Genomic DNA, 9,239 nt, shown 5'->3' on the forward strand with positions numbered 1-9,239 from the left:
CTGAAAATTTCCCTTAACATAGCGATTAATGGGGGGGAGTATATATAAAAAAATATTTTCTTTTACTAATTACTTTATAGTTTAATAGCAAGCCACACTAATAGCCATAGCAACGTGAACACTGGGTTAATAACCAATAGCAATAACAACAATGCTATACTTGGACTAATGAACAACATAATAATAAATAAAGATAATATAATCATTTGCTTCTCCCCTTGTCTTATAGCAGTAGTAGGAATCGAACCTACGTTTACCATTAGACTATACTGCTAACTATGACTAACTATCAGTAGCTGGCATCTTATTATAGAGCAGTAGGGAATCGAACCCTACACCACGTTAGTACACCTTATTACTCTAACCAGCTGTCACTTAGTTATGCCTGTGACACTTTAATACACTAGGACTTTCGTTAGCTGATATAACCGTGCACCAGTTATCTGTATAGTTGTGCCATAGCTTAACACTTCGTCTATGGACTATACACCACTCATCAGGATAGCTGGACTCGAACCAACACTACATGTTCCCAAAACACGCATGCTACCATTAACACTATATCCTGTTACTATATGCCATAATACGCTCAATACCTAGAACTATAACTTATAACATATAATAAAATAAAGGAGAACACGAACAGTAGGAATCGAACCCACGTTTACAGGTTTGGAATCTGTAGCATTACCATTATACTATGTTCGCTAGATACAAAGGGCTGTTAGTTGCTAGTACTCATTTAATCAAACAGTATGCTTTACAGTTTGCACCCTATGCTTGGCTGTCAACTCTATGACATTTAAGTACCGTCAATCAGTACACCTATTCTTTTAATTCAAAACGTTTAATACTCCAGCCACTACCAATAAGATAGATGTAAATACACTTAGCATAATAGCTAGATAGTCATGGCGATAATACCACTCCTTAAAGTTGGTAACCGAACCTACACCATATAAAATGCCAAGAATAATCAAGGCAATATTAATTACAATCATTCATTCTCCTGACTTTCTACATAGAGTAAGATACAGAACGCGTCTGCCATGTCGTCGTTGATATCATTATCAGGTACTATGTTATAGCTCTTGAGTATCTCAATGCTTTGTACTTTTCGCAATGCACTCTTACCTTTAATTAGATGATACCCACACCATTTACTGTTTGGTACATCAACATAGCCAATGTTATGACGGTTACGCATGACACCCAAGAATGAACCGTTAGCTCTAATCAATGAGATGTTTCCCTTAGACTTGAACGTGATAATAGGTTCTTCAATATAAATAAAGTAGTCAAATAAATTGTAATGCTCAATAATTTCTGTTATACCGTCAGCAATAAGCTTGGCACGTTCCAAAGGATCTTTACTTTTACCACCTGCAATTGAACCGACTACATACTCATTTGTCAAAGGATTACGAAATGCGTAACCAGTATTAGAGGTGCTAAAGTCAATAGCTAAGGCTTTGCTCATAAATCAGAACTCAATTCAATATAAAGCTCTTTAGTAATTTCTCCAATATCAAATAAGTGCTTAACATAGTGTTCATATTCAATCGGAGTCAATACTTCTTTTTGTGCTAAAATATGCTCTTTATTCATTTCTTTATTCTCCCTTAAAAATTAAAGCTGTATCAAGATTAATCAAACCACATTCAACAGCGTTAAGTAAGAACTCGTTAAAGTCAACTTCTGACAATGTCTCTTGCTTAAATAGTAGCTGTTCCTCTGTCATTTGCTTTCCTCTCTCAACTTGATATATATATTATATCAAATGCACTTTTCAGGTTTGGTTTATCCTCTGTTATGTAAGCTATGATTGACTTTGTAGGCATTTTGTGTTATACTATTTATAGGAGGTAACTATGGCTAGAGATAAATATCTGATGTACTTACGACAACAGGAATACAAGAAACGTATTAAAATTAAAGTAGTTAATACAAGAGCTAGAATGAACAGAGAATACATGAATCAACCAGAAGTAGACAAGGAAACATTAGAACTATGGAATAGTCAACCAGCGATACATTTTGACTTAGGAGAAAATAAATGAAAACATATATTTACGCTTTATTAATTTTATTAGGAATTTTTGCAATTGTAGCTTTTATAGTAGGTCTATGCATTTTAGGTTCATTCTATCCACTTTTTAGTATAATTGCATTTAGTTTGTTTTTTACTAGCTTGCTGTACTGCTTAATATTATTTATTGTTAAAGATTATATGAGAAAATAAAAAAATAATTGCCACCTTAGTGGCTTTTGTTTTACGCTTAACCGCAATTTGACTAGAAGTGGCAGAAAGTAAGTGCATTGTGTGTCCTGTTTGTAAAGTATGGTATCAGTAAGCACAATTAGCTTATTGTTTGATTGATTAGGTGATTTATAACTTAGAGCTTTCCAACTCGTAAAAAAATAATTATTAGTGTCCGAAATTAAAGATTAATATATTCTACTACGTTTTTTTTGCACATTAAAAAATAGCTAAAACCGAACAATAAATGTCAATAAATATGTACAAGCATAAAAACAATAGTTATTTCCGAACAATATTTTTATTCTTGACAAGTCTAAAATAAAAGTATATAATTAATTTATCATCAAGAAAGGAGGTAAAAAAATGGCTAGACCTAAACAAGAATTTTGTTCTAATTGTAACGGAGAAAACCCAAAATGTAAATATAAAGAGTCTGGTCGTAAATGTCGTGTTGGTAAAGCTAAAGGCAAAGCTAAAGGTAAGGCAATTTCAAAAGAAACAATAGAAAAAAGAGACAATTATGATTCGCTTCTGGGAGATTTACACACAGATTACTTAAATTTTATGTATGATAGAGCATTTAAATACTCAATAAACAAAGAAACAAATAAAGTTGAGTATGAACAAAAGTTTCATACAGTTTATTCTTTCGAAAGATATTTAAACAACATTAATCAAAAATCACTGGCAAGTTGGGCTAGAAGAAAATATGGAAAAAATATGAAAAACTTTAACACAAAAACAAATAAAATGGCATCTGATGAATATGAAAAAATCATTTATAGAAAAACTTATGGCAAAAAAGATGACGCTATAAGAGAAAAATTAAATAACGAACAACCCAAAACAACGGATGAAATAGAAAAACTTCGTCTTAAACAAGAACAAGTTTCTAAAAATATTATTAGAACTCAATCATTAGAAGAAGCGATTGTAACAGCTAATGAAATCGAACGCAAACTTAAAGAATGTGATTTAAAAAGCATGACAGACGAAGAAGCCTTGAAAGAAATTGCTGATTTAGCTAATGAAATTGATTTATCTTGGTTCAAATAATATCTAAACGATTAAATCAAGATAGTATAAACAAATTCATAAAAGAAAAAAATGGAATTAAGTATTGACAAATATAAAATAATTTGATATCATGATATAAGAAAAGGAGAAATAAATGAAAATTTACTATGTGGCACTAACAACTGATAAAGACACAGTGGCTAAAAATTATAGCGGAAAACGATTATCTCTTTATACAAAAAAACATGAAGCTATTAAGACTTGTGTTTTATTAAATTATCAATGGGAGCTATTTTTCGGAAATGGAGCAAAAGAAGAAAAGCCGTTCAAAGTTTATTGCGTAGAATCAGAGCCAATGGAGGTAACTAGTGACTAAATTGAGAAAAAACCAGGTGGCATTAGTCGTAGGATTAAAAAAGGTTATAAATTGAGAGGCATGAAAGTTGAATTTATTTGATAAAGTAAGTACAGCTAAGGAGCTTAATAGGTTTAAGGCTTGACTTTTCAAGTCTTTTTTGTTATTATATACTAAAGGAGAAAGAAATGAAGTTTAATGATGAATTATATAAAAAAGTGTTAGAAAGATACACATTAACAAAAGACGGAAAACTATTTTCTAAAAACGGTAAACAAAAAAAAGAGAGCAAAGATAAAGACGGTTATTATCAATTTTCAGCAAGTTTTGATAATAGAACTTTGAAAGTGAAAAAACATAGATTATTAGCATTCGCTTTTATTCCTAACCCAGAAAATAAAAAAATAGTAAACCATATTGACGGAAACAAGCAAAATAACGATTTAAATAACCTAGAATGGTGTACTAGCCAAGAAAATACATTACACGGAATATATGTATTGAAAACTATAAACCAAAAGGGGAGAATTAAAAAGTGACCAATATATTTGAAAAAGTACAGACAGCCAAGCACTTAAAAGAGCGTGAAGACTTAATAAATTTAAAAGATGACTGGCTTATTGATACGTTAATGCCAAGTTCACAAGCTGGAATACTTGTAGCTCCATTTAAGTCATTTAAAAGCTCTCTAGCAATGCACATGGCTTTAATGGTATCGCAAGGGTTACCTTTTTTTGGTTATGATACAAAGCGAAGCAAGACACTATACATAGACAATGAAGATACTGACAGAGAGTTAAACAAAAGGCTTAGAAATAAAGATAATGCACCAGAAGACTTACATTTTTTGACAGGTGGAGAGTTTATGCTTGATGATTCGCACCACATGAACTTATTATATGAATACATTAAAGAAAATGATATAAAATTCGTGATCTTGGATAATTTAATGACAATGCTAAGAAATGGAGACATTATCTACGGTAAAGACTTTGAACCAATGCTTAGGAGAATTACACGCTTAAAGTTACTTTTCCAAGACGTTACTTTCTTGTTAGTAGCTCATGCAAACAAATCAGCTTATGCAAACTCAATGGACGATAAAGCATATATGGTAAAGCCTAGTGACGCCTTGGGTGGTTCTACTCTAACAGCATGGGCAGAATTTATGTTAATGTTAAGCCCTAAACGTGGCAAGCATAACGACTTCTCTAAGTTATCAGTCAAAGCGCGTGGATATCAGTTTGACGATGATTTAAACTTTTCATACGTTGATTCAGTATTCACTTGCGTCAATAAATCAAAAAAAGAACCAGATAGCGAACTAGTGGAAAAAGTAAAGGCTGAAACTCCAATCGAAACGACGAAAGAATCGGCACAGGCTTTCTTAGACTTAGCTAAAGAGAAAGGAAAAGTAACAGAAAATGAGTGATAAAAAATACGTTGTTTATTACCATGAAAAAGTAAATGAATACTTCTATGACTATTATTCAAGGTTTAACATGAATGAACAATATTCAAAACCTGTTTTATACAGTGATGACTTTAAATTAATAGAGAGAGCAAAAAATGAACTCAATGAACGACTACAAGAACAAAGCTATTATTTTACACGCTGAAGTGTACGGTTGGTTATATCGTGCATTAGATGAAATGGTAAAAGCAGAATGGCATAATGACGAACTTTTCAAAGTATGGCTTGGACGTGCTGAATTTCTAGTCAGACAGTCGAAAAAATTGCATGCAGCTTGCGAAAATGATTATTCTAAGCGTGCATTGATTAGGGCATTACAATTAAAAGTAGAAATAAATAAAAAAATATCATCTAATATTTGACAACGATAATTAATTTTGGTATAATAGTATATATAGAAATAAAGGAGAACTAACAAATGGTAGTCAAATTAACGCAAAAACAAGCTGATTATCTTGAAACTTTTGGAAACCTTGAAGATGAAATAAACAAAAAACGAGCGCTTTGTCACATCACTCGTTTTGGTTATGGATACAATTGGATAGGCGGCGATAAATGTCCAAGTAGTGCTTTTGAGTGTTACGAGCAATTGAAAATGGTTGAAGCTGTCATTAACGGTTATGAAGTTATTGAACCTAAATTTAAGTTTTATAACTTTTCTGATAGTAGCGGAGGAACTGCATTATATTATGCTGGACAGTCTAAACAATTAACAAAATTCGAGCAAGATGCTCTTGAAGTTAAAGAGGGGAGCGAGGAATATAAAGCTTTGTTAGCTTTAGGTTTCGTTGAAGAAGAAGTATGATAACATCTTTTGAATCACTAGCTGAAAGACGATTGATAACTCTTAATTATCACAAAAAGGATAGTCAGCAGTACATCAACAGCTTAAATTACTTTGAATATGCTAGAATGTACTTTGAAAAAAATGGCTTTCCTGATGATAACAGACGAGTTTATCAAAGTGGCAAGCGAAAAGGCCAAAAAGTTAGTTGGTCTGATAAAGAGGAAAAACAGCAGAAAGACGATATTAGAAAGTTCATATATGAAAAGCAACTACAAAAGTTTAAGGGCAGAAGAAAAAGCTAGTAAACATTACGCTAGAGGTGTCAGAAAGCTATCTAAAGAGCTTGAGGAAATGAACGAAACAAAGTATAGGGCAGAGCCTAACGAGTGCTTATATGGCTTGATAAGCGAATTATGGAGCTATTGGGGTAAAGGTTGGATCCTGCCTATGCTTAAATATAATATTGAAATTACAAGACAAGGCGACGTCTTCATTGTAGAAAGAGGAGTAAATGGAAACAATTAATATTAAATTTGATGAAAAACAGCTAGAAGAAGTTGTGAAAAAAGTTACTGAAAAACTTAAAAAAGAGAAAGATTCAGATACAGCAAAGGAAAAAGTGTCAGTAATGTATTTAGAATTTAATGAAGCAAATCATGCAAGCGAGAAAGGTAAACTTTACTTTGGGCATGCTTTTCACACTTTGTCAAAAAAGTATGCTTCGGAGTTTTATTTATCTAGTGAATCTGATTTGACAAAAGCCTCAGAGCTTAAAAGCCAAGGTTGGAGAGAAGAGGTTATCGAATGAGTGTATTTGAAGAACTAAGCGTTATTAATGTAAATGATAAGAAAAGCAAAAAGAATAATTTAGATTATCTTAGTTGGGCATATGCATGGTCTGAAGTTAAAAAAGTATATCCTGAAGCTAACAGTAAAGTTTATGAAAATGAACAAGGGTTAAATTATCACACAGACGGTCGCACAGCATGGGTTAAGGTTGGTATGACTATTGAGGGCTTGGAGCACATTGAATACTTGCCTGTAATGGACTATCGTAACCAATCTATCCCAGTTGAAAAACTGACTTCTATGGACGTAAATAAAGCCATTCAGCGTGGACTAGTTAAGGCAATTGCTCGTCATGGTTTAGGGCTATATATTTATGCAAATGAAGATTTACCAGTTCTAACAGAAGAACAAAAAGAGCTTGAAGCAGAAAAACAACGACTTAGAGAGATTCAGCCACTTATAAAACGAGCTGAACAACTAGGATACCAAAATATTGACAGCTTGAAAAATAAGACTAAAAAAGAAATTACCGACATCATGAAGATTTGGTTAGCACAGCAAGAAACAGAAAAAGGGGAATAATTAAATGGCAATCATCACAGTAACAGCACAAGCGAATGAAAAAAATACACGTACAGTAAGTACAGCAAAAGGCGATAAGAAAATTATTTCAGTCCCATTATTTGAAAAAGAAAAGGGATCTAACGTAAAAGTTGCGTACGGTTCGGCTTTCTTGCCTGATTTCATTCAATTAGGTGACACAGTAACGGTCAGCGGTCGTGTACAAGCCAAGGAATCAGGAGAATACGTAAATTATAACTTTGTTTTCCCTACGGTTGAAAAAGTATTTATCACTAATGATAATAGTAGTCAATCACAAGCTAAACAAGACTTATTTGGTGGTTCTGAACCTGTTGAAGTTGATGAATCAGAACTTCCTTTCTAGAAAGGTGGTTACATGTACACAGAAGAAGAGAGAGAGCAAATTATCGACATCGTGGATAAAATGAGCTTATTAAGACAAGACTTTGACGGAGCTTTCGCTTGGATCAAGGAAAACGTATCAATGCCATTTGACTTTGACGGAGAACAGCAATTTATATCAGAATTGAAGCAGTTAGTTAAAATTAACGCTTTAAAGTTTGGTAAAATATATGAGGGAGTATTAAATTGACAACATTAAGAGAGCTACACAAAAAACTTAAAATTAAACAAACGCTTGACAACTATGTACGCAACACAAATAAAAAATATAAACATAACTTTGTGGCTGATGAAATTCTTGGCGAGGGAATGGCTAAACTGATCGAGCTTAATACACAAGGCAAACTTGGACGACATGCACAGCAAATTGCTTATATTAACCATAATTTGAGCTTACAGCGACAAAAGGAACAACTGGAACAAGTTAACGAACGACTTGCTAAACGTGCTGAGAAAGCCCAAAAATTGCTTGACACGGAACTTCTGAAAGATAGCTACATCGAAACGCTTGAAATGTTTAGTAAATACCATTCAGCAAAATATAATATGTGGGACGAACCAGAAACTCCAACTAAAGTGATTGAGTTCATGGAAAAGAATGGAGTTAAACAAGGTAAATGGCTACGTCCTGAAGGAGTTGACGCTTGGTTCAAAGAACGAATCATTTGGTTCAAGAATAAATTGAAAGAACAATAATATTAAGAATAAAAACTTTAGGCTTGACAGCTTAGAGCTTTTTTGATATAATAATACATATAGTTAAAGAAAGGAGGTAATAAAATGATTTTAATACAATGCGTAACCTGTGGGTCTTCAAGTTTCACTAATGGTAAATGTGATTATTGCGGTAACAAGTACGAAGTAAATGAAGACAAAATATTTTACGGCAATTCGAAAGAAGATGATTCATCATTAGATGAGGATATAACCTTTCAAGAAACTCCTGCTGGTAAATTAATACTAAAAATCATGATCTATACTTTAATATCTATTGTTTGGTTTGCGATAACTGTATTCATTCCACCGCTATTTATAATAACAATTATTTTATTAGTAGTCTATGGGACTTATCGCTTGATAAATAAAAAGAAATAGCTTATAATAAGGTATAGAATAAACTAGAAAGGTAACAATGAAACAAAAATACTTTAATGACAAAAGATATTGCCACTGCTTCGATATACCAATGAGTAATGGTTTAGGAGTTTGCAAAGATTGTAGAGGATACGTGAACATCTGTTATAGTTGCGATCGCTGTCTACACTGCTGGTTTACATCACAGGTTGAACTATTTACCGAATATGATGAACCTAAGTTGCTGGAACTTATAGAAAACTGGAATAAATTTTACCAAACTAGAAAGACAATAAATAATGCTTAGTTTAGACGAGAAGAAAATCAGAAAAGGTAAACCTATTGGATTACCATACCAAGGAAGCAAGAAAAAGATAAGCAAGAAAATAGTTGAGATTATCAAACAGAACTTTGGCACAGACAAGCCGATATACGACATCTTCGGAGGAGGCGGAGCAATTACATCCGAATGTATTTTAAATGGCTTAAAAGTATA

At 32.7% G+C, this 9,239-nt stretch carries 18 protein-coding genes and 2 tRNA genes; 15 read left to right on the forward strand and 5 right to left on the reverse strand.

Translation table 11 applies throughout. The annotated features are described in order from the left end of the window. Positions 1–496 precede the first annotated feature (496 nt). The 5 genes from AUP43_RS02390 to AUP43_RS19535 form a co-directional block, all read right to left on the reverse strand. Positions 497–568: transfer RNA gene (locus tag AUP43_RS02390), tRNA-Pro, on the reverse strand. A gap of 69 nt (positions 569–637) precedes the next feature. After that, positions 638–708, reverse strand: a tRNA-Trp gene (locus AUP43_RS02395). Between the two features lie 289 nt (positions 709–997). Continuing rightward, positions 998–1,480, reverse strand: coding sequence for a hypothetical protein (locus tag AUP43_RS02400; RefSeq protein WP_036851100.1), 483 nt, complete (start codon positions 1,478–1,480; stop codon positions 998–1,000). After that, positions 1,477–1,608 carry a hypothetical protein gene (locus AUP43_RS19530; protein ID WP_015979566.1) on the reverse strand — a complete coding sequence of 44 codons (132 nt, stop codon included), beginning with the start codon at positions 1,606–1,608 and terminating at the stop codon, positions 1,477–1,479. The genes AUP43_RS02400 and AUP43_RS19530 overlap by 4 nt, the downstream gene beginning before the upstream one ends. A gap of 4 nt (positions 1,609–1,612) precedes the next feature. Next, positions 1,613–1,741 carry a hypothetical protein gene (locus tag AUP43_RS19535; protein ID WP_015979565.1) on the reverse strand — a complete coding sequence of 43 codons (129 nt, stop codon included), beginning with the start codon at positions 1,739–1,741 and terminating at the stop codon, positions 1,613–1,615. 130 nt (positions 1,742–1,871) lie between these two features. Between AUP43_RS19535 and AUP43_RS02405 the strand changes: the two genes are divergently transcribed. The 15 genes from AUP43_RS02405 to AUP43_RS18530 form a co-directional block, all read left to right on the forward strand. Further along, positions 1,872–2,060 carry a hypothetical protein gene (locus AUP43_RS02405; protein ID WP_067552176.1) on the forward strand — a complete coding sequence of 63 codons (189 nt, stop codon included), beginning with the start codon at positions 1,872–1,874 and terminating at the stop codon, positions 2,058–2,060. Positions 2,061–2,626: 566 nt separating this feature from the next. Next, positions 2,627–3,319, forward strand: coding sequence for a hypothetical protein (locus AUP43_RS02410; protein ID WP_036851102.1), 693 nt, complete (start codon positions 2,627–2,629; stop codon positions 3,317–3,319). A 115-nt stretch (positions 3,320–3,434) separates the two neighbouring features. Further along, positions 3,435–3,656: a hypothetical protein gene (locus AUP43_RS18875; RefSeq protein WP_036851104.1), complete on the forward strand. Its 222-nt coding sequence runs from the start codon at positions 3,435–3,437 to the stop codon at positions 3,654–3,656. A 167-nt stretch (positions 3,657–3,823) separates the two neighbouring features. After that, the gene (locus AUP43_RS18525; protein WP_046091362.1) at positions 3,824–4,174 is read left to right on the forward strand and encodes an HNH endonuclease signature motif containing protein; all 351 of its coding nucleotides are present in this window, start codon (positions 3,824–3,826) and stop codon (positions 4,172–4,174) included. Further along, the gene (locus AUP43_RS02415) at positions 4,171–5,067 is read left to right on the forward strand and encodes an AAA family ATPase (RefSeq protein ID WP_036851106.1); all 897 of its coding nucleotides are present in this window, start codon (positions 4,171–4,173) and stop codon (positions 5,065–5,067) included. Before AUP43_RS18525 ends, AUP43_RS02415 begins: the two co-directional genes overlap by 4 nt. A gap of 146 nt (positions 5,068–5,213) precedes the next feature. Further along, positions 5,214–5,471 (forward strand): hypothetical protein, encoded by a 258-nt coding sequence (locus AUP43_RS02425; RefSeq protein WP_197064473.1) that lies wholly within the window; start codon positions 5,214–5,216, stop codon positions 5,469–5,471. A gap of 56 nt (positions 5,472–5,527) precedes the next feature. Further along, positions 5,528–5,914: a hypothetical protein gene (locus AUP43_RS02430; RefSeq protein WP_036851114.1), complete on the forward strand. Its 387-nt coding sequence runs from the start codon at positions 5,528–5,530 to the stop codon at positions 5,912–5,914. Between the two features lie 123 nt (positions 5,915–6,037). Beyond that, positions 6,038–6,421: a DUF7413 domain-containing protein gene (locus AUP43_RS02435; RefSeq protein ID WP_197064472.1), complete on the forward strand. Its 384-nt coding sequence runs from the start codon at positions 6,038–6,040 to the stop codon at positions 6,419–6,421. Next, on the forward strand, positions 6,408–6,704 hold the full coding sequence (locus AUP43_RS02440) for a hypothetical protein (protein WP_036851118.1): 297 nt from the start codon (positions 6,408–6,410) through the stop codon (positions 6,702–6,704). Before AUP43_RS02435 ends, AUP43_RS02440 begins: the two co-directional genes overlap by 14 nt. After that, on the forward strand, positions 6,701–7,267 hold the full coding sequence (locus tag AUP43_RS02445; protein WP_036851120.1) for a Sak single strand annealing protein: 567 nt from the start codon (positions 6,701–6,703) through the stop codon (positions 7,265–7,267). Before AUP43_RS02440 ends, AUP43_RS02445 begins: the two co-directional genes overlap by 4 nt. A gap of 4 nt (positions 7,268–7,271) precedes the next feature. Beyond that, positions 7,272–7,631 (forward strand): single-stranded DNA-binding protein, encoded by a 360-nt coding sequence (locus tag AUP43_RS02450; protein ID WP_036851122.1) that lies wholly within the window; start codon positions 7,272–7,274, stop codon positions 7,629–7,631. Positions 7,632–7,643: 12 nt separating this feature from the next. Continuing rightward, positions 7,644–7,859, forward strand: coding sequence for a hypothetical protein (locus AUP43_RS02455; protein ID WP_036851123.1), 216 nt, complete (start codon positions 7,644–7,646; stop codon positions 7,857–7,859). Next, on the forward strand, positions 7,856–8,365 hold the full coding sequence (locus tag AUP43_RS02460; RefSeq protein ID WP_036851125.1) for a hypothetical protein: 510 nt from the start codon (positions 7,856–7,858) through the stop codon (positions 8,363–8,365). The genes AUP43_RS02455 and AUP43_RS02460 overlap by 4 nt, the downstream gene beginning before the upstream one ends. Positions 8,366–8,449: 84 nt before the next feature. After that, positions 8,450–8,764, forward strand: coding sequence for a hypothetical protein (locus AUP43_RS02465; RefSeq protein ID WP_036851127.1), 315 nt, complete (start codon positions 8,450–8,452; stop codon positions 8,762–8,764). 278 nt (positions 8,765–9,042) lie between these two features. Further along, on the forward strand, positions 9,043–9,239 hold a 197-nt coding region (locus AUP43_RS18530; protein WP_198154796.1), incomplete at its 3' end, for a DNA adenine methylase.

This window comes from Oceanibaculum pacificum (assembly GCF_001618175.1).
Taxonomy (GTDB): domain Bacteria; phylum Pseudomonadota; class Alphaproteobacteria; order Oceanibaculales; family Oceanibaculaceae; genus Oceanibaculum; species Oceanibaculum pacificum.

Excerpts from the sequence above, each read along its gene's own strand:
- AUP43_RS02400 (WP_036851100.1), bottom strand. The coding sequence starts at position 1,480 with ATGAGCAAAGCCTTAGCTATTGACTTTAGCACCTCTAATACTGGTTAC.
- AUP43_RS19530 (WP_015979566.1), bottom strand. The coding sequence starts at position 1,608 with ATGAATAAAGAGCATATTTTAGCACAAAAAGAAGTATTGACTCCGATT.
- AUP43_RS19535 (WP_015979565.1), bottom strand. The coding sequence starts at position 1,741 with ATGACAGAGGAACAGCTACTATTTAAGCAAGAGACATTGTCAGAAGTT.
- AUP43_RS02405 (WP_067552176.1), top strand. The coding sequence starts at position 1,872 with ATGGCTAGAGATAAATATCTGATGTACTTACGACAACAGGAATACAAG.
- AUP43_RS02410 (WP_036851102.1), top strand. The coding sequence starts at position 2,627 with ATGGCTAGACCTAAACAAGAATTTTGTTCTAATTGTAACGGAGAAAAC.
- AUP43_RS18875 (WP_036851104.1), top strand. The coding sequence starts at position 3,435 with ATGAAAATTTACTATGTGGCACTAACAACTGATAAAGACACAGTGGCT.
- AUP43_RS18525 (WP_046091362.1), top strand. The coding sequence starts at position 3,824 with ATGAAGTTTAATGATGAATTATATAAAAAAGTGTTAGAAAGATACACA.
- AUP43_RS02425 (WP_197064473.1), top strand. The coding sequence starts at position 5,214 with ATGAACGACTACAAGAACAAAGCTATTATTTTACACGCTGAAGTGTAC.
- AUP43_RS02430 (WP_036851114.1), top strand. The coding sequence starts at position 5,528 with ATGGTAGTCAAATTAACGCAAAAACAAGCTGATTATCTTGAAACTTTT.
- AUP43_RS02435 (WP_197064472.1), top strand. The coding sequence starts at position 6,038 with ATGGCTTTCCTGATGATAACAGACGAGTTTATCAAAGTGGCAAGCGAA.
- AUP43_RS02440 (WP_036851118.1), top strand. The coding sequence starts at position 6,408 with ATGGAAACAATTAATATTAAATTTGATGAAAAACAGCTAGAAGAAGTT.
- AUP43_RS02445 (WP_036851120.1), top strand. The coding sequence starts at position 6,701 with ATGAGTGTATTTGAAGAACTAAGCGTTATTAATGTAAATGATAAGAAA.
- AUP43_RS02450 (WP_036851122.1), top strand. The coding sequence starts at position 7,272 with ATGGCAATCATCACAGTAACAGCACAAGCGAATGAAAAAAATACACGT.
- AUP43_RS02455 (WP_036851123.1), top strand. The coding sequence starts at position 7,644 with ATGTACACAGAAGAAGAGAGAGAGCAAATTATCGACATCGTGGATAAA.
- AUP43_RS02465 (WP_036851127.1), top strand. The coding sequence starts at position 8,450 with ATGATTTTAATACAATGCGTAACCTGTGGGTCTTCAAGTTTCACTAAT.